The following is a 23,604-nucleotide window of genomic DNA, read 5'->3' on the forward strand; positions in this document are numbered from 1 at the left end:
GAAACGAGGCTGCGATCTTTTGATCTTTTGTCGTGGCTTGCGAAGGTCAAAAGATCGCAGCCTCGTTTCACTCGTCAGCTCCTACAGTGGATTCGTGCAAGTCACACCATCCTTGTGGGAACGAGCCTGCTCGCGAAGGGGCCATCTCGGACAAAGGAAATATTCAATGATGCCAGTAGACGCCCCTCCACCAGTCGCCACTTCGGCCATCACGGTAGACGATGCCCGCCAGCGTTTTGCGCAATGGCGCGAGGGCAAGGCCGGCAAGGTGTTGGCGGTTTCGGTGATCGGCGACAGCTACACCGCCGGGCAGGATTTCTACCTGAACAAACTGGTGCAGCGAGTGGCCGCCGAGGTGGGTTTTGCCGGCCCCGGTTACGTCGGTTTCAACCACGGCGCGGCGCTGGGCGGCACGCACTTCAAATACACCCGCAGCAGCGACAAATACTTCGGCGGCGGCTGGAAGGTTTCCGAGCTGGGCCAGGCCAGTCCGGACAGTCGCACGATCAGCGGCAAGCCGGGCGCCTGGTTGCAAGTCTCTGCCAGCCCTTCGCCGCGCATCGATACCACGGTCACTCAGGCGAAACTGTTGTATCTGGGCAACGGCGAAGCCGACGAGCTGCGCTATCGCTGGTCGCCCGCGCAAGCCTGGCAACCGTTGAAACTCGCAGGCTCGGGCGTTCAGGAAGTCGCGCTAGCGGGCGTTCCATCAGCCGCAGACTGGTCATTCAGACTGGAAGTGGTGAAGGGCGCGCCCACGTTGTTCGGCCTTTGGATGACGAATGATGAGAAGGGCATTCGGGTGTCGAAACTGGCGGCCTCCGGCGCGGCATCCGCGGATTTCTATCACGCCGGTCGACAGTGGCAGGCGCAATGGAAAGCGGTGGTGTCGAAGATCCCGGCCGACGTTTACCTGATCATGCTCGGCGGCAACGATCAGGGCTTCGGCGTCAAACCTGCGCAGTACCTGCAAAACGTTCAGGGCCTGGTGAGCATGCTGCGCGAGATTCAGCCGGCGGCGAGCATCAACCTGATCATGCGCCAGGACACCACGCGCTCCAGCGCTTATCCGATGTCGGCCTACGCGCAGGTGCTCGAACCGTGGGCGCGTGAGCAGCAGCTCGGTTTTGCCAACCTGCAATGCGCGTTCGGCCCCGACGTCAAACGCTACGCCAGCGCGATGATCGGCCCGGACAAGATTCATCCGTTGCCGGCCACGGGCGGGAAGGTGATTGCCGATTATTTTTATGGCTGGATCATGGGTACGAGTACCGGTTGCGACGACTCGCCACCATGATCGTTCCCACGCTCCGCGTGGGAATGCCGCCCGGGACGCTCCGCGTCCCTCCGCAGTGTGACGCAGAGCGTCACTGGATGCATTCCCACGCGGAGCGTGGGAACGATCAATGCTGACTGTGCCGCCGCTTTCGCGAGCAGGCTCGCTCCCACAATGGATTGGCGTGAAGCCCGGGTGATCAGGCGTCGTGTTTGAAGGCGTCGATGAGCCCCAGCAGTTCGTCAAGCTTGCGCGGCATCAACCGCGCGTCACAGCGGGTCTCGACGTTGATGATGATCGCCGGATCGTTGCAGCAGATGCGCACGCGAAAGCGCCAGTCGCTGAAGATCACTTTCAGGCCATCGCGGTCATCCATTTCCAGCGCCTGTTCGCCATACAACGCTTTCAGGTGTGCGAGCAGTGGATAAGGATCGCGCATCGGCCGGCGTATATCGCCGGACGCAGGAAACACACCGATCCGCTCCACCAGCAGAATCGTGCCCAGCCAGGTCTCATTGGCGCTGGGCAGCGGTTGATGGCGCGACAACCAGCTCATCACCCCGAGGTTGCCCACCTCACGTTCAATCTCTGTCGAATGTTGTGCAATGTTCATGGTTGCCTGCCTCTGGTGATGGGGAGCCGTCTCAGCGGCCCTTGAGGTACACGTTGTCATAGCAGAAGTTGGTCGCCTGCAGATAACCCTCGGCATCGCCGCAGTCGAAGCGCAGGCCTTTGAATTTGTAGGCCAGCACGCAGCCGTTCTGCGCCTGTTTCATCAGTGCGTCGGTGATCTGGATTTCGCCGCCCTTGCCCGGTTCGGTGTCGGCAATCAGGTCGAAAATGTCCGGGGTGAGGATGTAGCGCCCGATGATCGCCAGGTTCGACGGCGCGTCCTGCGGCGCCGGTTTTTCCACCATGTTGTTGACCCGGTAGATGCCCTCGGAAATCAGCTCACCGGCAATCACCCCGTACTTGTGAGTCTGGTCGGCCGGGACTTCTTGGATGGCGACGATCGAGCAGCGGAACTTCTTGTACAGCTGAATCATCTGCGACAGCACACCGTCGCCTTCGAGGTTCAGGCACAGGTCGTCGGCCAGCACCACGGCAAACGGCTCGTCGCCGATCAATGGGCGACCGCTGAGAATGGCGTGGCCCAGGCCTTTCATTTCCACCTGACGGGTGTAGGAGAAGGTGCAGGTGTCGATCAGCTCGCGGGTGCCGGCGAGGAATTTCTCTTTCTCGGTGCCACGAATCTGGTGCTCGAGTTCGTAGCTGATGTCGAAGTGGTCTTCCAGCGCGCGCTTGCCCCGGCCGGTGACGATGGCCATGTGTTGCAGGCCGGCGTCCCGTGCTTCTTCAACGGCATATTCGATCAACGGCTTGTTGACGATCGGCAGCATCTCTTTCGGCATGGCTTTGGTCGCCGGCAAGAAACGCGTGCCGTAACCGGCAGCGGGGAACAAACATTTACGAATCATAAAAGTATCCTGGACAGTCATGGAACACAGGCGACGGTTGCGCACCACAAAGTGGCGGCAAGTTTCAATGATTATTGAAGGCTTACTTTAATACCCGAGTCAGGTTGTTGCTGGCAATTAGTTGCGCTGTTAAAAAGCGCTAATGTTATGAGATGTCGACTACTTGGTTATTAGTTATTTTTAGTCGGTATCTGTCGATAGTGATAAGTGTCCAGGGAGTGCTAATAAGTACCCGTCAAACAGTTTGACCGGCAAAAATAATTATTGCCAGTGGTTGAACTAAATTTGTTTGAGGTTGTTGTCGCCCTGTTTGTGTGAATTGCTCCGCATCTCCACCAGGCATGGCTTGACACGCTACCGGGTATTTATTCAATGACGGACCGCGCTATGAAGATTCTGGTAACGGGTGGTGCCGGCTATATCGGCTCGCATACCACACTTGCATTGCTTGAAGCAGGTTATGAAGTTGTCGTTCTGGATAATCTTTGTAACAGCAGCGACGCAGCACTTCACGCCGTTGAAGCCATTTGCGGCAAAAGTGCATGGATGATTCGCGGCGATGTCTGCGATCGGCCGCTGCTCGACCGGATTTTCCGCGAGCATCAGATCGACGCCGTGCTGCACTTCGCTGGGTTGAAAGCCGTGGGCGAGAGTGTGCGCAAGCCGCTCGAATACTACGAAACCAACGTCGGCGGCAGCATCACCCTGTGTCAGGCGATGGCAGCGGCGGGGGTGTTCCGGCTGGTGTTCAGTTCCTCGGCGACGGTGTACGGCGAGCCTGAAGAGATGCCGATTCGCGAGGATTTTCCTACGGGCAATCCGACCAATCCCTACGGTCAGTCCAAGCTGATCGTCGAGAACGTGCTGCGCGACCTGAGCCTCGCCGAGCCGCGCTGGAGCATTGCGCTGCTGCGCTATTTCAACCCGATCGGCGCCCACGCCAGCGGGCACATGGGCGAAGACCCCAACGGCATCCCGAACAATCTGGTGCCGTATATCAGCCAGGTTGCGGTCGGCAGCCTGCGCGAGCTGTCGATCTTCGGTAACGATTACCCGACCGCCGATGGCACCGGCGTGCGCGATTACATTCATGTCGTCGATCTGGCGGACGGGCATTTGAAAGCGTTGCAGTCGATCAGCGAGCGCACCGGCATTCACACCTGGAACCTCGGCACCGGCGATGGCTACAGCGTGCTGCAAGTGCTGCATGCCTTCGAACAGGCCTGCGGGCGGCCGGTGCCGTACCGGATGATGCCGCGCCGCGCCGGTGATATCGCCGAGAGTTTTGCCGATGCTTCGAAAGCGGCGAAAGAGCTCGGCTGGAAAGCCACGCGCAACTTGCAGGACATGGTTGCCGACACTTGGCGCTGGCAATCGAATCATCCCAATGGTTATTCGCGATGATGGCCATTTAGTCCGATGTTAGTTTCAGTCAGGTTGTTAGATAACGTCGGGAAATTACACTGGCAATGCCATTTGCAAATCCGTAGATATAAACCTGCCGTTCGACTTTAGCAGTTGCACAGGACTGTGAAAGAACAACGGATCTTGTTCGCGCTCTTTGCGGACTTGAAAGCTACCAGCTCTGACACAGATCTGTTTTTTAACAGTTCGAATGTTAGAAAGGAGTTGTTATGAAAAAAGTGATGGCAGTTGCCCTGTTGACGATGTTGAGCAACTGGGCTGCCGCCGCTGAAGCGCCGTTGACAGCGGTAACCAATGTAGGTGGCAGTGTGGCGGCTTCGCAAGCGCCCGCGGCCAGTACTGCAATGGTTGCCAGTGCTGTAGCGGCGTCCAACAGCGGTGGCAGTGCCAACGGCGGTACCACCGGTACGACGGGTACCACCGGTACAACCGGCACGCATAACTAACAGGAACATTTGTTAGTGCAGTACAGAGTCGCCCGACGCAAGTCGGGTGACTTTGTTTTTTGGATTCGCCCTTGAATAGCGTAGTGCCATTATGACTCGTAGTGTTTATCTTTTAATGTTGGCAAGTCTCGCTTTGCAAGGTTGCATGTTTTCCCCCGGCCAGTACCTGAGCACCAGCGATATCACCCGCCAGGGTGCCAGCGAAAGCAGTCGGGTCGAGCTGATTCCGATCACCCCGAAGCTGATCGCCATGAACCGCGCCACCCAGAAGCGTGAGTCGCTGCCGGCGGAGCTGCTGGTGACGCCGGCGGAATATCGCATCGGCAACAATGACGTGCTGTACATCACCGTCTGGGATCATCCGGAGCTGACCGCCCCCTCCGGCGCGCAACAACAGATCGATGCCAACGGCCGTCTGGTGCGCTCCGATGGCACGCTGTATTACCCGTTCATCAAGGAAGTCCAGGCCGCTGGCCGGACTATCCAGCAACTGCGCGCGGACATCGAACAGCGCTTGTCGGCGTTCATCGCCGAGCCGCAGGTCGACGTCGCGGTGCTGCGCTTCGCCAGCCAGAAAGTCGTGGTCACCGGCGCCGTCACGAAGGCCGGCCCGCAAGCGATTTCGACCAATCCGCTGAGTGTGGTCGAAGCCCTCGGTTCTGCTGGCATCGACACCAATAACGCCGACTTGTCGGGCCTGCTGCTGACGCGCAACGGGCGGGTCTATCCACTCAATCTCGACACGCTCAATCAGCAGGATTCCGAACTGCAGAACGTCTACCTCAAGGGCGGCGATCAGCTGTATCTGCCGTACAACGACAACAAGCGCATCTACGTCATGGGCGAAGTCAACCAGCCGCGCGCGCTGAGCTTCAAGACCGCGACCATGAACCTCTCTGACGTGCTCGGTTCGGTCGGTGGCCTGAGTCAGACCAGTTCCAACGGCAACGCGGTGTACGTGATTCGCGGCGTGGAAAACCTCGACGTCGAGCCGGCAAAGATTTATCAGCTCGAAGCCGAATCACCGACCGCCATGGCGCTTGCATCGCACTTTCAGGTGCGGCCGCAGGATGTGGTCTACGTCGGCCCGGCCAACGTCACTCGCTGGAACCGTTTCATCAGCCAGTTGGTGCCGTCGGCGTCGATTGTCGGCACCGGGGCTTCGGCAGCGAAGAACTGGAGCGAATACAGCAACAACAGCAAATAAGGCCGCCCGACTGTGAACCTATTGAAAGTGGGCGTCTGCCTGATGGCGGCCTCGTTGCTGTGCGGCTGTAACCCGCTGATGAGCGCATCGCTGAACAACCTCAAGGCCGCCGTCGTCGGCCCCGACGAGGTTGATGTGACAGCGGCCGAAGTCGCCGGGGTCAACTACCCGCAACTGAAACTGACCACGCCATCCGGCTCAGGTGTACTGGCGCTGGTGCGCGAGCGCGAAGACCTGCAATTCTGGGTCGCCTCCGGCAAACAGGTTTTGCTGCTGCGCGATGGTCTCGCCGTGCGCAGCATCGGCCTCGGCCTGCAAGGTGATCTGGATGGCACGCGGCTGACCGATGACTCGCCGTTCAAGCAAGGCCTGCATCACGTTGCCGACGGTTTCACCACACGGCGCTGGATCGATCTGTACAAGGGCCAGGAAGTCGGCGTGATCGTCAACAGCCGCTTTTCCCGCCGTTCCACCGAGACCCTGGAGATTCTCGACAAGGCTTACTCGGTGCTGCGCGTCGATGAACAGATCGACGCGCCAGCCATCGGCCTCAGTGCGACCAACCGTTACTGGGTCGACCCGCGCGACGGTTTCATCCTGCAAAGCGAGCAACAACTGACCTCGCAACTGCGCGTGAAGCTGGTGCAATTGACTCCTGACCGCAGGCATCTGCCGTGAAGCGCTTAAGCCTAATCGCGGCGGGTCTTCTGCTGATCGCAGGGGCGAGTCAGGCCGCCGTCACTGTGTCCGGCGACGTCGCCAATCCCGGTCCGATCGCGTTGCCGCCGGGTGGACGCCTGTTCGATGTGATCAGCGAAGCCGTGCCCAATGCCGAAGGCTATTGGCTGGCGGGCGGCTTGTTGCGCCAGTCGCTGGTCGAGGAGCAGACGCGGCTCAAGGTCGGCGTGCTGTTCGATCTCGAGGTGCTGCAACGCATGGCGACGCTGTTCGATCGGCCAAGCCGCGCGGCATTGGCGCAGCGCATTGCCGAAGAGGTTCGACAAATGCCAGTGACCGGACGGCAGATCGCTGACCTCGATCCGGTGGCGGTGGAAGTCGGCTTCGCGCGCAACATTCGTCTGGATGACGGCGATCGGCTGATCTATCCGAAACTGGTTGATGAAGTGCAGGTGTTGGGCGCGGTCACCGAGCCGTGCCACCTGCCGTACCAGCCATTGCAGGAGGCCCGCGAATATCTCGAAGGCTGCTCGATTCTCGACGATGCCGAGGCCGATTACCTGTGGTTGATCCAGCCCAACGGCGTGTCGCGGCGCGTCGGCATCGCCCACTGGAATCGCGAGTCCGGGCAGTTTCCGGTGGCCGGCAGCAGGATTCTGGTGCCGATTAAAAATGATGATCTAGATCCGCCTCTTCCTGAACTGAATCAGCAGTTGGCCGAATTCATTGCCACGCAGCTGGCCGAGGTGGTTCGTTGAAGTTACGTTTTGCAGCTGTGTTGTTATTGCCCTGCGGTCTGGCTCACGCCGAGCCGCGCGTTACTCAGAATGACTTCGGTGGCGCCGGTCTGTTGCAGACGCCAACGGCGCGCATGGCCCCGGCCGGCGAGCTGAGCGTCAATGCCAACCGCACCGACCCGTACAGCCGCTACAGCGTGTCGTTGCAACCGCTGGACTGGCTCGAAGGTTCGTTCCGCTACACCGCGATCACCAACCGGCCGTACGGCTCGGAGGCCCTCAGCGGCAGTCAAAGCTACAAGGACAAGGCGGTCGACGCCAAAGTGCGCCTGTGGCAGGAAAGCCACTGGGCGCCGGAAGTGGCGCTGGGCTTTCGAGATATCGGTGGTACCGGTTTGTTCTCCAGCGAATTCTTCGTCGCCAACAAGCGCTTCGACAATTTCGACTTCAGCGCCGGCATTGCCTGGGGCTACATCGGTAATCGCGGCGACTTCGACAACCCGCTGGGCTACGTCAGCAATCGCTTCGATACGCGCCCGGCGCTGGAAGGCACCGGTGACGTCAACTCCGGCTCGTACTTTCGCGGCAAGCCTTCACTGTTCGGTGGCGTGAGCTACCAGACGCCTTGGGATCGGCTGAGTTTGAAGCTTGAATTCGAAGGTAACGACTACAAAAACGAGCCGAAGGACAACGAGATCAAACAGGACTCGCCGATCAACCTCGGGGCAGTGTTCAAGGTGACGGATTCGATCGACCTGAGCGCCGCGTGGGAGCGGGGCAATACGGCGATGTTCGGCGTGACCTTTCACACCAATTTCGTCAGCCGCAAGGCGCCGGCCAAAACCTACGACCCGACCCCCGAACCGCTGCCGGCGAAGGCGCCGACGACCTCGATGGAACAGGTCAACTGGGCCGATGTGTCGCGGCGTTTGCAGCAGAATGCCGGGTACAAGGTCGAGCGCATCAGCCAGCGCGATTCCGAACTGATCGTCTATGGCGAGCAGCAGCGTTATTTCCATTCGTCCAAAGCCGTTGGCCGCGCGAGCCGGATTCTCGACAACAGCGTCAACGACGACATCGACTGGTTCACCGTGGTCAACAAGCGCTACGACTTGCCGCTGGAAGAAACCAGCCTGCCGCGGCAGACCTTCCGCGAAGTGATCAACAACGAAGAGCCCTTGGAGGCGCTGCACCGCACCACCGAAATCAACCCGGCGATGCCGCACAACGAGAAGACCCTCTACACCGAAGCGCCGCAGCATTTCAGCTATGGCGTGGGTCTGGGCTTCAAGCAGAACGTCGGCGGCCCGGATGGTTTGCTCTATCAATTCAGTGCTGATGCGGACGCGGAATATCGCTTCAACCGCAACACCTGGTGGAGCGGATTGCTCAGCGCCAACCTGGTCAACAACTTCGACAAATTCGTCTACGACGCGCCGAGCGGATTGCCCCGCGTGCGCACGGATCTGCGTCAGTATCTGACCACCTCAAACACGACCATGCCGTTGTTCCAGCTCAGCCATGCCGAGCAGTTGGACAAGGATTTGTACGGCATGGTGTACGGCGGCTATCTGGAGTCGATGTTTGCCGGCGTTGGCGCGGAAGTGTTGTTCCGCCCGACCGGCGAGCGCTGGTCGCTGGGCGCGGATCTGAACTGGGTGCGCCAGCGTGATTTCGATCAGGGCTTTGCCTTGCGCGATTACTCGGTCGTGACCGGGCATATCACCGGCTATACCGATCTGCCGTTCGACACGCTGGCGGCGGTCAGTGTCGGTCGCTATCTGGCCGGAGACTGGGGCACCACCGTGGACATCTCGCGCGAGTTTTTCAACGGCGTGCGCGTCGGTGCCTGGGCAACCATCACCACGGCCAGCAGCGCCGAATATGGCGAAGGTAGTTTCGACAAAGGCCTGTACCTGTCGATCCCGTTCGACGAAATGATGAGCATGTCGACCATGCGCCGCGCCAACCTGGTCTGGGCACCACTGACCCGAGATGGCGGCGCCAGACTGAGCCGCAGCTATCAACTGCACTCGATGACGGATAGCCGGGAAGGGGACATGTTCTATCGCAACTTCGAGAAGATTACCGAGTAGGCGCCAGAGTCCGGGCGCAACTCGAACCCTGTGGGAGCTGGCTTGCCAGCGATGGGCCGCTCAATTACAACTCCATTGCCTGGGCTAACGCTATCGCTGGCAAGCCAGCTCCCACATGCGGCTTGTGTTACACCGCAATTATCGACCCAATCCCTAATCCCTGTGGGAGCTGGCTTGCCAGCGATGGGGCCGCTCAATCACAACTCCATTGCCTGGGCTAACGCTATTGCTGGCAAGCCAGCTCCCACAATGATCCTGTGTGGTTGAGCAATACCGGTTACCCAAATCCCGCGCACAAAAAAGGGGACTTTCGTCCCCTTGTGATCTGCAGCGCTGAACCTCAGTAAATATCCTTCGACAACAACGTAAACGGCGTTTTCACCAGGATCTTCAGATCCAGCCACAACGACCAGCTGTTGATGTACTGCAGATCGATCTCGACACGCTTCTGCATCTTGTCGATGGTGTCGGTCTCACCGCGGCAGCCACTGATCTGTGCCAGGCCGGTGATGCCCGGTTTGATTCGGTGACGCGCCATGTAAGCGAGGATCTTGCCCGAGTAGTAATTGTTGTGCGCCACCGCATGCGGCCGTGGACCCACCAGCGCCATATGCCCCTGCAACACGTTGAACAACTGCGGCAGCTCGTCCAGCGAAGTTCGGCGGATAAAACGACCTACTGCGGTAATGCGCGAGTCATTGCGGCTGGCCTGTTTTACTTCGCGGTCATCGTGGACACGCATCGAGCGGAATTTCCAGACCTTGATCACCTTGCCGTTCCAGCCATGGCGGTCCTGCTTGAAAAATACCGGGCCGGGCGAGTTGATTTTCACCGCCAGAGCGATGATCAACAGCAGCGGACTGAGCGCGATGATCGCCAGGAATGCCACGGTTTTTTCAACCAGACTCTTGCTCAGGGCAGCGGTGGGGCGGCTGGTCAGCGGACTTTCGTTCAAGTAGATCGCCGGTAGGCCGTCCACGACTTTCACGGAGTGGTTGAGCAGGGTCAGGCTGTTCAAGTCCGGCACCCACACCACATCGACGTTGGCCCCGAGCAAATCGACATACATCGCTTCGATTTTCGCTGCTTCGCACAGCGGCAGGGTGATGTACAAGCGGCGGATGTCGTGGGCTTCGATCAGCTCGAGCAACTCATCCTGAGCGCCAACGACACGCGGTGCGTCGGAAGCGAGGACCGGTTTGTCACCGTTGCTGACCAGACCGATCAGCGGCAGGTTTTCCAGTTGGCTGAGCTTTTTCGCCAGGCCCAACGCCAATTCGCCAGTACCGACGATCAACGTCCGGTGTTCGCTTTTACGCGAACGCTGGTAGTACTTGGAAAACGCATGCAGCGGCGCGTAGAGGAACGCCTGACCGAGGAAGCCATACACCGCCCAGCTGAGAATCACCTGACGGGAAAACAGCTCATCGGCCTGGCAGACAAACGCGATGCACGCCAGCGCGGCCATGGTCATCGACCAGCCCATGAACAAGCGGCCGAGGCCGGTCAGGTAGTTGTCGCGTTTGCGATAAACGCCGCTGAATGTGTAAGCCGGCACCGACGCCAGGACGGCGAGGGTGGCGCACATTCGGTAGTAGAACGCGACGGTGCCGGTGTGCTGTTCAGCGAGAATGAACAGCAGCGTCACAACGAAAGCCTGTGCCAGCGCCCATTGGCCCCAAAAGGTCAGTCCCTTGAGGCCCGTGCTTCGATTAATACTGAGAGAAAGATCCATACGATATCCCCAAAAGACGTCCATTCAGGTTTCAACAGTTGAAAGCCGAGTTGTTATGCAGACTTATTGTTTTTGTTTTAGCGAGTGTCTTGAGGTAACAACATCGAGAGCCGAACTGTCGTCAGCCAATAGACTAAGTTATTGCCGGGAATGGTGTCTGACGAGTTCTAACAAGATGGCACAATGCCAACTTTTTAATAATTAAATAGAAGGTTGTTAGAAAAGGTCGTAGAGCGGGGGATGAAAAAGCGAGGGCGTATTTGTTACTGTTGAAGGGTGGAGGCAGGGAAGCTTTTATTGAATCAGGGAGGGAAAACCAAACAGAGTGCTCTTCTTGTTGTTGTAGTCGCACTTTATATCTGTTTGTCTCGGTTTGTGTGTCGCTTGTGATTAAGCGACGACTTCCTGGATTAGGCAATATCCGCGATTTCTTACGGCTCGGAACAATCGCTCGCCATTACTTGCGCTCTTGAATTTATCCTGCAATCGGCTCAGGCACATTTCCAGGCCACGGTATTGCTCGGGTTCCCGACCAATGCTGATGATCAAGTCATCACGACTGACCACGCGCTCTTCATGGCTCAGCATTTTCCTGACCAGAGCGGTTTCCAAACCAGTCAGGCTGATCGCAACATTGTCCTTGAGCAACACGCCTTGTTCATCGTCAAGATGCCAGGTGTCGCTGCAAGGCTCAGTGCTCTCGCAGACATTGGAGATATGAGCGCGTTCTGCACTGCGTGTCGGGAAGCTTTGAAACGGATTGTCTGTTTGCGCAGCTCGCCATTCATTTTCAAGGGTGGCCAGTATGCGTTGGGTATCATGTTCGATACTGCGCGCAACATTCTTTCGGCTGAGGCTTGGGTAACTGAACTCCATGACCATCGGGGCGGAAGAGGGCGAAGCAACACCTTCAACAAACATTTGTGCCTGCGACGTGCCAAACGAATTGAAACGCTCACTGGACAAGATGCTTTCCAGTTCACGTTGCGACGTTGTGCTGTGCGTCACAACAACAAAATATTTTCTGGGGAGGGTTGTACTCGTTTCCATGTCTCTCTCCTAAATACACACCAAAATTGGCTAAAAGATAAATCGGCAGGCGAGCAATGACTTCCTCGGAAGTAATCGTAGGCAGGGTTCTGGCCGAAAATGGCCATCGATAAATTCCACTCGATCTGCTGCTATGTTATGGAGTTTTATTGTTATGTGGCGTGATGCCGTGCTCATTCAAGTGCTTGAGTTTTAATAAGTATGAGGCGCAATTGAAACGATATGGCTGCATCAGACGATCCTTCGTACGTATGCAAAAGGGAAGACTGCCCGAGACTCAGGCAGTCGATATCAGGCCCCGCATCAGGCGATAGCCGTAGCCGCGGATGCTCTGAATCGCGTTTGTACCATACATGTCCTTGATTTTTCCACGCAAGCGACTGATTGATTTTTCCAGTGCCCGAGGGTCGTAGAAATTGGTGTTGAGGCCCATGATGCTGGCGATTTCATCATGACTCAGAATGTGATTGCCGGTGTGCGCAAAGGCCTCGAGGATCTTCATTTCGGCGAAAGAGATATCCAGTTTGCGCCGACTGTCCATCAGGCAGATCCGCGTCGGATCAAGCGTGAGATTGATATCTCGTTGCCAGTCTTCGCTGTTGAAGAACTCCGCCAGCAAGTCTTCGCTGTCATCGCTCAATGTGTTGAGCTTGATACAGGCATCTGCCCCGGCGAGGAAATATTTGATCTTGTTGACGGCACCGCGGCCGGTAACGACAGCGCAAATAAGCGGCTTCAAGTTGTCATCGCGCAGGTTCTGCACCAGGGCCAGATTTTCTTCGATAGCTTGTGGATTATCGATGATGACGAAAATGGCGCGGTAGGAACCGATGTAACCGTGCTGCTTATATGAACGAGTGAAAGCACCTGTTTCCAGGATCATATCGGGCTGCACGTGCTTTGCGATCAGCGATCTGAAATGATCAGCCACACCCAGTGTACGACCCAGCGCAAGAACACCGGATTCATTATTTGTCGGGCGCGGACTTCTCGTCGCCAAGTTCCCTGAGAGCATCATGCGTTGACTCGAATTAGGTGCTGACATCGGGATGTTAAAGCACCGGTTCTTATCTGTGACTGACAATTGGTAACATTTGCGCGGATTTTAGACGTGTCTCCCGAGATTTCTAACAATAACTAAGCTTTTCAAGCTTTTAGTTGATTTTCTCGGGGTTGTGAACTAGCGCGTAGATGATGGCTATATGCAATGGTGCCACTATTTTGAGCTTGTGGCGATGGCTTTGTCTATGTCCTTTTGCCACTGATTGGCCATGTCAACAGTGTGTGAAGTTGATCACACTTCATATCTGAACTGAAATATTTGTAGTAATAGATGTAAATTTCTTCCGTTTAGTTCGTCGGCCGACGATTACTAACAGCTCTTGAGTCTAACTCTGCATAAACCCTATTCTTCCGGATCGGCGAATCGCTGTATGAATTACTTCAGATACTCAACCCCTGAGTGTTATTGACTGGTCGCTCACCCTGAGTGCTCTGACGGAGGATTAATGGATTTCTGGACCCTTTTCCAGGTATTGATATTGGGCGCGGTTGAAGGCCTGACCGAATTCTTGCCCATTTCAAGTACCGGCCACCAGATTATTGTCGCCGACCTGCTCGAGTTTGGCGGCGAACGCGCCATGGCGTTCAACATCATTATTCAACTGGGGGCCATTCTTGCTGTGGTTTGGGAATTTCGTCCGAAGATCTTCGAAATCGTCAAAGGCCTGCCCACCGAGCGCAACGCGCAACGTTTCACCCTTAATCTGCTGATCGCGTTTTTCCCGGCCGTTATCCTCGGCGTGTTATTCGCCGACGCGATTCATGAATACCTGTTCAACCCAATCACCGTTGCGGTGGCCCTGGTTGTTGGCGGCATCGTCATGTTGTGGGCCGAACAGCGCAGCCATGTAGTCAGCGTCGAACATGTCGACGACATGCGCTGGTCCCACGCGTTGAAGGTCGGTTTCGTACAATGTCTTGCGATGATTCCCGGCACCTCGCGCTCCGGCTCGACGATCATCGGCGGCCTGCTCTTCGGCCTTTCACGCAAAGCCGCCACTGAGTTCTCGTTCTTCCTCGCCATGCCGACCATGGTTGGTGCCGCCGTTTATTCCGGCTACAAATACCGCGACCTGTTCCAACCCAACGACCTGCCAGTCTTCGCCCTCGGCTTCGTCACCGCATTCATCTTCGCCATGATCGCCGTACGCGGCTTGCTCAAGTTTATTGCCAACCACAGCTATGCCGCGTTCGCGTGGTACCGGATCGGTTTTGGATTGTTGATTCTGGCGACGTGGCTGTTTGGTTGGGTCAACTGGACCGCCGCAGCGGCCGCCTGATCACTGCGCGCTGATCAACGCCGCCACGGCGAGATCGTTTAACGTCGAATCCGACGACTCCTGACGAAAGCGCTGCAAGGCCGAGGTGAAATACGCGGCTTGCAGCATGCCGTCGCTGGCCAGATAGAGTCGCGCGTCTTCTTGCTCCTCTGCAGAGTAAACACGCTTGTGACTGTCGGTCGTTTCCTGGCTAGACGAAATAGGTGCGAGGATTAAAGACACCAAAGTGAAGCCGGAAAGCTGCGTCACCTCCCACGGCGTATCGGTACGGCCCATGCAAAAGCCATCGCAGTGCGCATAAACGTCGGAAGTGAAGCTGAACAAGGCGAGGAGGGTGAAACGCTTGAAACCTGAAAAAGTAAACGCGGGCATAAACAAAAGACATCCTGTCAGTACATCAAAATACCGGGCAACGCTCATGCGCCGCCCGCACACTCAAACCATCAATCAACGCCCTTCAAGCAACTCAGCCGCCTGATCCAGCAACGCCAGCGGATCCTTGGCCTTGTGAATATCCACCGACAACAACTGACGAAACTTGCGCGCCCCGGGGAACCCTGTGCCCAGGCCCAGCACATGCCGAGTGATGTGATGCATCGCACCACCGGCCAGCAAATGCTCGGCGATATAAGGCCGCAACTGCGCCAACGCCTCAGCCCGACTGATCACCGGAGCGGTACTGCCGAACAGTTGCTGATCGACCTCCGCTAGCAGATAAGGATTGTGATAAGCCTCACGCCCCAACATCACGCCATCGAACGTCTGCAGATGCTCATGGCAGGCCTCCATCGTCTTGATCCCGCCATTCAGCACAATCTCCAGCTCCGGAAAATCCGCCTTCAACTGCGCCGCGACGTCATAGCGCAACGGCGGAATGTCGCGATTCTCCTTCGGCGACAACCCCTCCAGAATCGCAATCCGCGCATGCACGGTAAAACTCGTGCAGCCGGCATCCCGCACTGTGCCGACGAAATCACACAGCTCCGCGTAACTGTCCCGACCGTTGATGCCGATCCGGTGCTTCACCGTCACCGGAATCGACACCGCATCACGCATCGCCTTCACACAATCGGCCACCAACTGCGGATGCCCCATCAGGCACGCGCCGATCATCTTGTTTTGCACACGATCGCTTGGGCAGCCGACGTTGAGGTTCACCTCGTCGTAGCCGTGTTCCTGGGCCATGCGCGCGCAGGCAGCGAGATCGAGCGGAACACTACCGCCGAGCTGCAACGCCAGCGGGTGCTCGGCTTCGTTGTGACGCAGGAAACGTTCGTGATCACCGTTGAGCAGTGCGCCGGTGGTGACCATTTCAGTGTAGAGCAGGGCGTGCTTGGACAGGATGCGGAGGAAGTACCGGCAGTGGCGGTCCGTCCAATCCATCATGGGTGCCACACTGAAGCGCCGAGACGGCTCAGGCCGCGTATTCTCTGGCTTTGACCCTGTTTTTGCGGTGTTCATATTCAACGTGTTTTGTACCGATTTTCGGGGGTTTTGGGGCGTTTTTACCAAGCGGTTGGTACAATGTACCAACCGAAACAGGGCTTGTACCAATTCTCATGGCAACGATCAGATCACGCAAAAAGGCCGACGGCTCTACCAGCTACACAGCTCAGGTCCGCATCAACCGCGACAAAGTCACAGTCTACCAAGAGAGCCGGACCTTCGCCCGGAAACAGGCTGCCCAGGCCTGGGCGCGCAAGCGTGAATCCGAACTGGATGAACCAGGTGCGATCGAGCGGGCGAGCCGCAAAGGCGCCACCGCCAAAGAAATGATCGACCAGTACCTCCGCGAAGTTGAAAAGGCGCGGCCGCTGGGCAAAACCAAGAAGGCCACGCTCACGGCGATCGGTGCCAGCTACTTCGGCAAGCTCAATGACACTGACATCAATACGCAGTGCCTGGTGGACTTCGCCCTGTGGCGGATGAGCGCCGAAGGCGGGGGCGTACTGCCGCAAACGGCTGGCAACGACCTCGCGCACCTCGGCGCTGTGCTTTCCATTGCTCGGGACGCATGGGGCTATCAGGTCGATCCGCTGGCCATGGGCGGCGCTCGGCGAGTTCTGCGCAAGCTCGGCTACAACCTCAAGAGTCGCGAGCGGGACCGCCGTCCGACACTGGAAGAGCTGGGCAAGCTCATGACGCACTACGAGGAAATGCAGGCCCGCCGCCGCAGCGTCACCAACATGCTGAAGGTCGTCGGCTTCGCCCTATTCTCAACCCGCCGTCTCGATGAAATCACCCGCATTCGTTGGGCGGACGTGGACGAGGCCGGCCAGCGAGTCCTGGTTCGGGACATGAAAAACCCCGGCCAGAAGATCGGCAACGACGTCTGGTGCTACTTGCCTGATGAAGCGTGGCAGATCCTCCAAACGATGCCGAAGGCCGGCGAAGACATTTTTCCGTACAGCCCTGAGTCTATTTCCACCTCCTGGGCGAAGGCCTGCAAATTCCTGGAAATCGCTGACCTGCACTTTCACGACCTCCGGCATGAAGGTGTCAGCCGGTTGTTCGAAATGGACTGGGACATTCCGCGCGTGGCGAGCGTGTCGGGGCACAGAGACTGGAACTCGCTGCGACGCTACACCCACCTGCGCGGTAAGGGTGATCGGTATGTGGGGTGGGAGTGGCACGAAAAGATATTGAGGGCGCCCGTCCAACTGGGCGCCGCATCAATGAAGTGGCTCAAAAGGCGGGTTTTAAGCCGTTGAGCTGGTTGTTCTCTTTCACCGCGGCGGCGCGCTGGAGATCGAGGTAAGCCGCCAGGTCGCCGATGTGGATGCCCTTGGCGGACTTCTGGCTCGGCTCGAGTCGGGTGATCGGGATTTTGATCTGCCCACTCATCACCTTGCGCTGGAACATATCGGGCGTCAGGTGTGTGAAGTAGTCCCGGCACACCCGATCAAGCGGGATAATCGCTTGGCCTTCGTACTGGGCCATCAGAATAAAAGCTGTGTTCATGATGCTCCCCTCACATCCGAAACGATTGATGAATGAACCTTGGCCGGGCTACTTTTTCCGCCGGAGTTGCGGCATCCGTCTGAATCTCGCAGACGAATTGGTGCCGCTCTCGATTTGTGGCAGTCAAGGCTTTGGTTAGGCCCGGAATGGCTTCAACGCAGCGCTCATAAGCGGCATTGCCCACCCAGCGCTGGGCTGGAATCACTTGGCAATCCGTCCGAGACACATCCGAGCACAGATACAGCAGCAGGAAAACAGTCATAGCGCGGCCTGCTGTTGCGAGACGTTCAGTTCGATCCGTTTGAGCGTTTGCATGGTGCTTCTCCCTTTGCGGACGATGGGGAGTTGCAGCTCCCCATCGTCCGTATTTCAAATCAGCGCGTGTAACGCCGTGGTTTGTTCTTCTTCTCTTCCGCCCGTGCGGCCATCAACTCCGCCCACTCCGCAGACTTGCGCTGCTGCCTGATCCGGCTACAGCTTTGATGCTTGCGGGTGGATCGGGCTTTGCCGCAGATGTCGCAGCAACTGGGCAGGTCCAAGCGGTGGCTCGCCATGGGCGGGCGTGTGCGCGGAGTAGGATCGGGATCTGCGTTCATCGCGCCTCCACGTTTGCCGCACCTACCGCGCCTACATTGATCGCCGTCAGCCGCAGCTCATCGAGAAATCGGCACATCTGCAACTGGGTCTGTCTCGTTCGATTTTTCGGGTTTTCACAGGTGTGCTTGACTGATTCCCTGAACTGTCTGAGTTGTTCCACCTCACGCAGCAGGGTGTCGAAGTCAGCGACGCCGAATTCCAGTGGCTTCGTGATAGCCTCTGTGCTGCTGCCACTTGGGTTTTGTGCTTGCATGGTGCTTCTCCTTTGCGGTGGTCGGTGTCGAGGGGTTGCAGCCCCTCGGCATCACTTCTTTCTGGCATGAACTTCGTTCAGCCCGCGCGGCGAACCAGGTGAATCGCCAAGTCTTTGAACCGCTCGTTGCCATCGACCTCCCGTTGCCACTGCAAAACCTCCTCGATCTGCTTGCTCGAGCAATCGTCGACAAGCAGCGTCCGCTCGCCGCGTTCCAACCTGACCTCCAAGGCGATGAGCAGGCCTCGATGCGAATACGCTTCCGCGTACATGATCGCGGCCGGTTTGCCTTCGGCCAGTTGCTGGGCCTCGATCGACCTGAGTTTTGTCGTCTTGCCCATGCCGGCGTTGCCGGTGATGACTTGAACTTGCATGGTGCTTCTCCTTGGGAAGGTGCCCAGCGTTGCAGCGCTGGTTGCGGTTTACGCGCTCTGAAAAATCCAGCAGCGCACAGTGGTGGGTTTGTTGAACATCGCGTTGCCGGCGGCTTGTGAGGCGCGCACGGCGCTGTAAACGGCCTTGTTCGATTCCAGCCATTTATGGCTGCGGCTGTTGACCAGCAGCCCGCGCAACGTCTTGAGGTCAGCGAGGTTCTGCCGATGCTCGCTGGCCTTTTCAGCGAACTCGTTTAGGTTGATGGCGATGAGTTTTGGGTCGGTGCTGTGGTTGACCTGCGGGCCTTCGCCCAGGCTTTCGAGGTATTCGTAGACTTCCCAGAATTCGGCAACCAGCGGGTGGTCGGCACTGATCGCGGCTTGCCGCTCCAGCGCCATGACCATCAACGCCTGATGCGTTGTGGCGACGTGGTTGTCATCCAGCGGGCAAACCAGGCGCAGGCAATCGACCAAAGCCATCAACTGGCTGTGGTTCTTGATAATCCGTTCCACGCGGATTTCTTTGAGCTTGCGCAGCTGCTGTTCGTGAACCAGCACGCGTTCAGCAAACTTGGCCATCACCTGGGCTTCGGCGCGCACGGCCAGCAACAGGAAATGGCTCAATTGCTCGACCGGGATCAGGTTCAGGTTGTCGGCCGCGGCACGGCTTTCGGTGGTGACTTCCGGACGCGCAAAGTGGGATTTGATAATCCGGGTCAGGATCGCTTCGGACGCACTGACGTCGGCGTTCTGGCTGATCGCAATCGCGCCCCGGAACGGCGGTTCGTAGGTCTCGTTGCCGCTGGTCTTCATGCCCTTGGTGCCGAGCGTGCCGCCGCCGTAGAAGTCTTTCAGTTCGTCCCAGTCAAAGCCCTTGGCGTGCGCCTTGTCCGGCTCATTGCGGTCGCCCTCGATCAGCACAACCGGCATGTTTGAGACTTGGCCCATGGCGCGCTGTCGGCCGGCACGGGTCGATTTCGACGGGTCAAAACCCTCATGCTCACGGCCGAGCAGTTTCCACAGGAAGGTCAGCAGCGTGGTCTTGCCGGCGCCGGCTTCGCCGGTGACCTCAAGGAACGGATAGGACTTGTACTGCGCGCGGATCTGCTCGGCGAACAGCGAGCCGAACCAGAACGCCAGGGCGACGATTCCTTTGGCACCGAAGCACAGCCACAGCATCGGCAACCAGTCGGTGCGGTACTGCTTGCTGTCGCGCTGAATGTGCATTGCGATCGACTTTTGCAGCGTCTTCAGCCGCAACTTGCCGAACTCGAAAAAGTCCTCCTTGTTCACCACGCTGACGATGCCGCCGCGTACCGCGAGGTCGCCAAACACATAGCAGCCGTGCAGTTTGCTGTAGCCGATGAAGTCGATTGTCTCGACCGTTTTCAGGCCGAACAGCTGGTCTTTCATGATCTTGTCGAGCTGCTGCCCGCTGCCGGTGAACACGGCGCCGGCGGCCATGCTGAGCAAGCGTTTCTTGAATTCGCTGGCGGCCGCAACCTGGCCACCGGTGAAAGTGTTTTTGACGCTACCGCTGTCGTGCGGGAAATCGACGCGGAAGTAGTACCAGGATTCGTCGGTGACTTCGTTGCGCTGGAAGTACAGCGCCTGTGGGTAGCAGTTAGCAATTTCCACCACGCCACCGCATTGGCGCAGGGCCTTTTCGCGACGCTGCTTTTCGTTGAGCAACTGGTCTTCGTGGCGCTCGGAGGACTCCAGCGCCTGCATGGCCTTGTTGAATTTCTCCAAGTCCATCTTGAACCAGTAGAGCCGGCTGTCGAAGCCGAAGTGAAATTCGTGGCGCTCGCGCCATTCGTACATCAGCACGCCTTTCTCAGACGCGCTTTCGGCGATCAACAGGGAGCCGTGATAGCGAGCGGTGGCCAGGTCCTTGTCGATCCGCTCGGCACGTTCGCTCTCGCCATCGATGAATGCCCAGCGCTGATGCAGGTCGTTCCAATCCACCTTGCGGCTGTCCGATTGGGGAATCTGTGCCGCTTCGCATTCGTAACCCAGGGCGCGAGCCTGACGCACCCAACGCTTGGTGTATTTGTGCGCGCTGGGTTCGTTGTCCAATGCCCAAATGAGCTTGGGCAATTTACCGCCGCGCAGCAGGGCCAGCTCTTTCAGAGATTCTTCAGGGAAGAAGGCCGACGACATTGCCGACACGGCTGCAATGCCGTTATGCACCAGAGCGATGGCGTCGAAGATGCCCTCGACAATCCACAGCTCTTTGACGTCCAGCAGCTCGACACATGGCGGGCACCACCAGTACCCACGCGGGCTATCGCCAGGCTTGAACCGCGCTTTCATCTTGCCGAACCGGTGCGGCCGGTCGATCAGGCGCTCCCAGTAGCCACCTTTCTCCAACGCGAAGCGCACCGTTGCGCTGCCGGCATTCAGTTCGCCGGAGAAATACGTTTCCTGCGTGAACCAGCCTTGAATCAAATCAAGCCGAAAGCCTCGGGCAAACTCCAGATAGGCACGGGCGGTGGCGCTGGGATGTTGCTCACTGGCCGGGGCGCGTTTGCTCCAGTCCTCGAACAGGTCTTCGTAAATTTCTTTAACGTGCCAGGTCTGGCCACACTTGCCCCGGCCGCAACGAATCATCCACGGGTCATCATGGAAGGCGTACAGCTCCTTTTTCTTGCACGCCGGGCATTCGCCCTGGCGCATGTATTTGCCGGCTTTGTGCTTGAGTCCGTAATCGGATTCAAGGCGTTGCAGAATGTCGGCGCGCAAATCGTGTTTCATGTTCATCGGGGCTTACTTCACTTCGCCGAGACTGTGTTTAAGGGCGCCGATCAGGCGTTTTTGGGCTGCCATCACCGGGAAGGCCGACAGCAGCGAGCCGTGCCGTAAACCCTCTGGGATCATGCGAAAGCGATCGTCATACCAGTACTCGTTGAACTGCATCGAGTACTGGGCGCGCAGTGCCTGGAGCAGGGCTTCGGCCTGTGCACGGGGCAGTTTTGCGGTGATGGCGATGTCGATTTCCATGATCCACCTCGGATTTCAGGCAAAGCTCACCCAAACCCACGGGAAGCGGGGCAGGGCGGGTTGTTTAAAAAGGGGTTACTGAGGGTGGTGCTTGTGCGCGGAACCGCGCTGTGCGAGCAGGCTTTGCGGTAGCAGCCTCGCCGGTACCGGGTAGCGCAGATCAGCACGGGTGTCGATCAAGTGCACGACCGTGCAGCCGGGGCTGTTGCCCCAGTCCACACCGATCCACTTGCGCTGATTGATCACTTGCAGTTCAGTCCAGGCGTTGTGCACCAGTCGCTCCGCCATGAAGACAGGCACCTCCAGCGACGTGGCCAAGTGGCGAACGCAGTTTTCATAAAGCAGGTCCGAGTCCACCAGGTACTGCGCTTCGTGCCGTTGTAGGTAAGCGAACGCGGCACGTTGCATGCTGCTGCGGTAGTCGTGGGTCAACTGATCGTGGTTCATTGCGCACACTCCATTTCCATTTGGTCGAGCAGGTCGGGTTGATCGTTGGCGGTCTTCATCGCGGCGCGGCGCAGGGCGATATCGGCGATGGGCAAACGCACCGATGGGTTGGCCATGCCGCTGGGACTCATTTCGTGAGTCATCTCGAACTCAGCACGCACCGACCAGCCGCAGGCCTCGTTGGTGCATTGCAGGTAGGCCACGCGCAGGAAAATGTGTGTGCCTTCGCTGGTGCGGATGCGCATGCGGCCGAGGCAGTGCGGGCAGACAAGCTTGTAAGTACTCACCCGGCGAACCCCCGACCGTGCAATTGAATAGTGGCCAGCACTTCGGCGTAGCGGGCAGACATGTAGTGCATCAGCGCGTTGATGATGGCTTGCGCTTCGCAGGACTCGATGACGCCGTCGTCGAGTGCTTTAGCGATGATCTGGTCCACCATTCCGCGTTTGGCGGCGGCTTTAACTGAGCGGTTGTACAGCTCGACGTTGTCCAGGTCCGCAGGCGCAGTCAGTGGGACGAACATGCCGCCGTATTTGGCAGCGATGTAATCCGGCAGGAAGGTCGTTCCTGCTACCTGTTCGAGGCGGTGGATGTGGTCGTCACTCAGCGGACGACTGCCGGCGTTTTCATAAGCCTGATTGTCGAACTTTTTAAGCGGCATTCCCAAGTCGGCGGCGGCGTAAACGCGGCCTCCCTGATAAGCACCGATTACTGCGCTGACCACGTCTTTCCTGTTGGCTAGAACTGGGCGTTTCATCTTCTGGTTTCCTCCCTGAGCCAACAGGCTTAGTTTTCAATCACGCCGTCTTTGATACCGAGCAGTACAGCGGCGCGATGAGACTCGCCCCGCAGACATTTTTTCTGTCCGTTCAGCACGGCGTACACCGTAGAAGGCGTGAGGTTGTGTTGATCGGCCCAATCCTTGGCAGATAGACCTTGATGCGCGAGGCGCTCGCGGGCGTCTTGGCACGCTTGCTCCGTGGGGTATCCGTTCGGCATAGTCTCGTTTCGTGTGATTTCGTGTGATGACAGGCGAAGTATTTCCCATGATTGTGGGAGTGTCAAATCGCTATGGAGACATTTGTGGGAATTGGTGATCGCCTGAAAGAAGAGCGCGAACGGTTGGGCTTCAATCAAACCGATTTCGCAGCGAAGGCTGGTGCCTCAAAAAACAGCCAATACAACTACGAGAAGGGCGAACGTAGCCCTGATGCGACCTATCTAGCCGCAGTGGCTGAGAAGGGAGTCGACGTGTTGTATGTGGTGACCGGTGAGCGCAAGCCCACGACGGTCGAAAGCATCAGTCCCGACACGGCAAAATTTCTTGAGTTCTATCAGCACGTCACGGACTTGGATCGAGAGGTGCTGCTTCGCATGGTTTCGGCTTTTGCAAAAGCCGCGAGCATTGATGGGAAAAAGGAAAGCGACTGACCTGGTCAATGAATGCTCAGGTGAGTAGGCGCAATACGCCGGCCACGATGGCCGGCTTTTTCATGGAT

Annotated in this window: 26 protein-coding genes; 10 read left to right on the forward strand and 16 right to left on the reverse strand. The window is 57.9% G+C overall.

The window, feature by feature from the left end:
- Positions 1-166: 166 nt before the first annotated feature.
- The gene (locus AC0IXA_RS03315) at positions 167-1,297 is read left to right on the forward strand and encodes an SGNH/GDSL hydrolase family protein (protein ID WP_341637072.1); all 1,131 of its coding nucleotides are present in this window, start codon (positions 167-169) and stop codon (positions 1,295-1,297) included.
- A 178-nt stretch (positions 1,298-1,475) separates the two neighbouring features.
- Here AC0IXA_RS03315 and AC0IXA_RS03320 read toward each other — a convergent pair whose 3' ends face one another.
- Positions 1,476-1,889 carry a mannose-1-phosphate guanylyltransferase gene (locus AC0IXA_RS03320; protein ID WP_071173032.1) on the reverse strand — a complete coding sequence of 138 codons (414 nt, stop codon included), beginning with the start codon at positions 1,887-1,889 and terminating at the stop codon, positions 1,476-1,478.
- Between the two features lie 31 nt (positions 1,890-1,920).
- Complete coding sequence (gene galU / locus AC0IXA_RS03325; protein ID WP_024013613.1) at positions 1,921-2,754, reverse strand: UTP--glucose-1-phosphate uridylyltransferase GalU; 834 nt, start codon at positions 2,752-2,754, stop codon at positions 1,921-1,923.
- A 387-nt stretch (positions 2,755-3,141) separates the two neighbouring features.
- On the opposite strand from galU, the gene galE reads away from it, so the two are divergent.
- The 6 genes from galE (at position 3,142) to AC0IXA_RS03355 (ending at position 9,343) form a co-directional block, all read left to right on the forward strand.
- Positions 3,142-4,158: a UDP-glucose 4-epimerase GalE gene (gene galE / locus AC0IXA_RS03330; RefSeq protein ID WP_016775458.1), complete on the forward strand. Its 1,017-nt coding sequence runs from the start codon at positions 3,142-3,144 to the stop codon at positions 4,156-4,158.
- Positions 4,159-4,388: 230 nt separating this feature from the next.
- Positions 4,389-4,625 (forward strand): hypothetical protein, encoded by a 237-nt coding sequence (locus tag AC0IXA_RS03335; RefSeq protein WP_016775457.1) that lies wholly within the window; start codon positions 4,389-4,391, stop codon positions 4,623-4,625.
- 91 nt (positions 4,626-4,716) lie between these two features.
- Positions 4,717-5,832 (forward strand): polysaccharide biosynthesis/export family protein, encoded by a 1,116-nt coding sequence (locus AC0IXA_RS03340; protein ID WP_177180896.1) that lies wholly within the window; start codon positions 4,717-4,719, stop codon positions 5,830-5,832.
- Positions 5,833-5,844: 12 nt separating this feature from the next.
- The gene (locus AC0IXA_RS03345) at positions 5,845-6,510 is read left to right on the forward strand and encodes a YjbF family lipoprotein (RefSeq protein WP_471811691.1); all 666 of its coding nucleotides are present in this window, start codon (positions 5,845-5,847) and stop codon (positions 6,508-6,510) included.
- Complete coding sequence (locus AC0IXA_RS03350) at positions 6,507-7,268, forward strand: capsule biosynthesis GfcC family protein (protein ID WP_471811693.1); 762 nt, start codon at positions 6,507-6,509, stop codon at positions 7,266-7,268. The genes AC0IXA_RS03345 and AC0IXA_RS03350 overlap by 4 nt, the downstream gene beginning before the upstream one ends.
- The gene (locus AC0IXA_RS03355; RefSeq protein WP_341637074.1) at positions 7,265-9,343 is read left to right on the forward strand and encodes a YjbH domain-containing protein; all 2,079 of its coding nucleotides are present in this window, start codon (positions 7,265-7,267) and stop codon (positions 9,341-9,343) included. Before AC0IXA_RS03350 ends, AC0IXA_RS03355 begins: the two co-directional genes overlap by 4 nt.
- Positions 9,344-9,683: 340 nt before the next feature.
- Here the strand turns inward: AC0IXA_RS03355 and AC0IXA_RS03360 are convergent, their stop codons facing one another.
- The 3 genes from AC0IXA_RS03360 to AC0IXA_RS03370 form a co-directional block, all read right to left on the reverse strand.
- Positions 9,684-11,078: an undecaprenyl-phosphate glucose phosphotransferase gene (locus AC0IXA_RS03360; RefSeq protein WP_016775452.1), complete on the reverse strand. Its 1,395-nt coding sequence runs from the start codon at positions 11,076-11,078 to the stop codon at positions 9,684-9,686.
- Between the two features lie 390 nt (positions 11,079-11,468).
- Positions 11,469-12,128, reverse strand: coding sequence for a winged helix-turn-helix domain-containing protein (locus AC0IXA_RS03365; protein ID WP_122699470.1), 660 nt, complete (start codon positions 12,126-12,128; stop codon positions 11,469-11,471).
- A gap of 277 nt (positions 12,129-12,405) precedes the next feature.
- Positions 12,406-13,146 (reverse strand): winged helix-turn-helix domain-containing protein, encoded by a 741-nt coding sequence (locus AC0IXA_RS03370; protein ID WP_341637075.1) that lies wholly within the window; start codon positions 13,144-13,146, stop codon positions 12,406-12,408.
- A gap of 490 nt (positions 13,147-13,636) precedes the next feature.
- Here AC0IXA_RS03370 and AC0IXA_RS03375 point away from each other — a divergent pair, with 490 nt between their 5' ends.
- Positions 13,637-14,470 (forward strand): undecaprenyl-diphosphate phosphatase, encoded by an 834-nt coding sequence (locus tag AC0IXA_RS03375; RefSeq protein WP_016775449.1) that lies wholly within the window; start codon positions 13,637-13,639, stop codon positions 14,468-14,470.
- On the opposite strand, the gene AC0IXA_RS03380 is transcribed toward AC0IXA_RS03375, so the two are convergent.
- Positions 14,471-14,842, reverse strand: coding sequence for a DUF2388 domain-containing protein (locus AC0IXA_RS03380; protein ID WP_073471416.1), 372 nt, complete (start codon positions 14,840-14,842; stop codon positions 14,471-14,473).
- A gap of 75 nt (positions 14,843-14,917) precedes the next feature.
- A complete protein-coding gene (gene dusA, locus AC0IXA_RS03385; RefSeq protein WP_471811697.1) occupies positions 14,918-15,931 on the reverse strand; it encodes a tRNA dihydrouridine(20/20a) synthase DusA in 1,014 nt (337 codons plus the stop codon).
- Between the two features lie 98 nt (positions 15,932-16,029).
- Between dusA and AC0IXA_RS03390 the strand changes: the two genes are divergently transcribed.
- Positions 16,030-17,181 carry a site-specific integrase gene (locus tag AC0IXA_RS03390; protein WP_471811699.1) on the forward strand — a complete coding sequence of 384 codons (1,152 nt, stop codon included), beginning with the start codon at positions 16,030-16,032 and terminating at the stop codon, positions 17,179-17,181.
- Here the strand turns inward: AC0IXA_RS03390 and AC0IXA_RS03395 are convergent.
- From AC0IXA_RS03395 to AC0IXA_RS03435, 9 genes are all read right to left on the reverse strand, one after another.
- Positions 17,156-17,431, reverse strand: coding sequence for a pyocin activator PrtN family protein (locus AC0IXA_RS03395; protein WP_186566141.1), 276 nt, complete (start codon positions 17,429-17,431; stop codon positions 17,156-17,158). The genes AC0IXA_RS03390 and AC0IXA_RS03395 overlap by 26 nt on opposite strands.
- Before the next feature lie 592 nt (positions 17,432-18,023).
- Positions 18,024-18,281 (reverse strand): hypothetical protein, encoded by a 258-nt coding sequence (locus AC0IXA_RS03400; RefSeq protein WP_471811701.1) that lies wholly within the window; start codon positions 18,279-18,281, stop codon positions 18,024-18,026.
- A 77-nt stretch (positions 18,282-18,358) separates the two neighbouring features.
- Positions 18,359-18,655 carry a hypothetical protein gene (locus AC0IXA_RS03405; protein ID WP_471811703.1) on the reverse strand — a complete coding sequence of 99 codons (297 nt, stop codon included), beginning with the start codon at positions 18,653-18,655 and terminating at the stop codon, positions 18,359-18,361.
- Between the two features lie 48 nt (positions 18,656-18,703).
- Positions 18,704-21,418: a toprim domain-containing protein gene (locus tag AC0IXA_RS03410; RefSeq protein WP_471811705.1), complete on the reverse strand. Its 2,715-nt coding sequence runs from the start codon at positions 21,416-21,418 to the stop codon at positions 18,704-18,706.
- 6 nt (positions 21,419-21,424) lie between these two features.
- A complete protein-coding gene (locus AC0IXA_RS03415; RefSeq protein ID WP_086793340.1) occupies positions 21,425-21,658 on the reverse strand; it encodes a hypothetical protein in 234 nt (77 codons plus the stop codon).
- Positions 21,659-21,733: 75 nt separating this feature from the next.
- Positions 21,734-22,105 carry a hypothetical protein gene (locus AC0IXA_RS03420; protein ID WP_258448566.1) on the reverse strand — a complete coding sequence of 124 codons (372 nt, stop codon included), beginning with the start codon at positions 22,103-22,105 and terminating at the stop codon, positions 21,734-21,736.
- On the reverse strand, positions 22,102-22,392 hold the full coding sequence (locus tag AC0IXA_RS03425; protein ID WP_038979812.1) for an Ogr/Delta-like zinc finger protein: 291 nt from the start codon (positions 22,390-22,392) through the stop codon (positions 22,102-22,104). Before AC0IXA_RS03425 ends, AC0IXA_RS03420 begins: the two co-directional genes overlap by 4 nt.
- Positions 22,389-22,862, reverse strand: a complete 474-nt coding sequence (locus AC0IXA_RS03430) for a YmfL family putative regulatory protein (protein ID WP_471811708.1) — start codon at positions 22,860-22,862, stop codon at positions 22,389-22,391. The genes AC0IXA_RS03425 and AC0IXA_RS03430 overlap by 4 nt, the downstream gene beginning before the upstream one ends.
- Before the next feature lie 29 nt (positions 22,863-22,891).
- A complete protein-coding gene (locus AC0IXA_RS03435) occupies positions 22,892-23,104 on the reverse strand; it encodes a DNA-binding protein (RefSeq protein ID WP_471811710.1) in 213 nt (70 codons plus the stop codon).
- A gap of 84 nt (positions 23,105-23,188) precedes the next feature.
- On the opposite strand from AC0IXA_RS03435, the gene AC0IXA_RS03440 reads away from it, so the two are divergent.
- Positions 23,189-23,536: a helix-turn-helix domain-containing protein gene (locus AC0IXA_RS03440; protein WP_471811712.1), complete on the forward strand. Its 348-nt coding sequence runs from the start codon at positions 23,189-23,191 to the stop codon at positions 23,534-23,536.
- Positions 23,537-23,604 lie beyond the last annotated feature (68 nt).

This window comes from Pseudomonas sp. AC083, assembly GCF_979253165.1.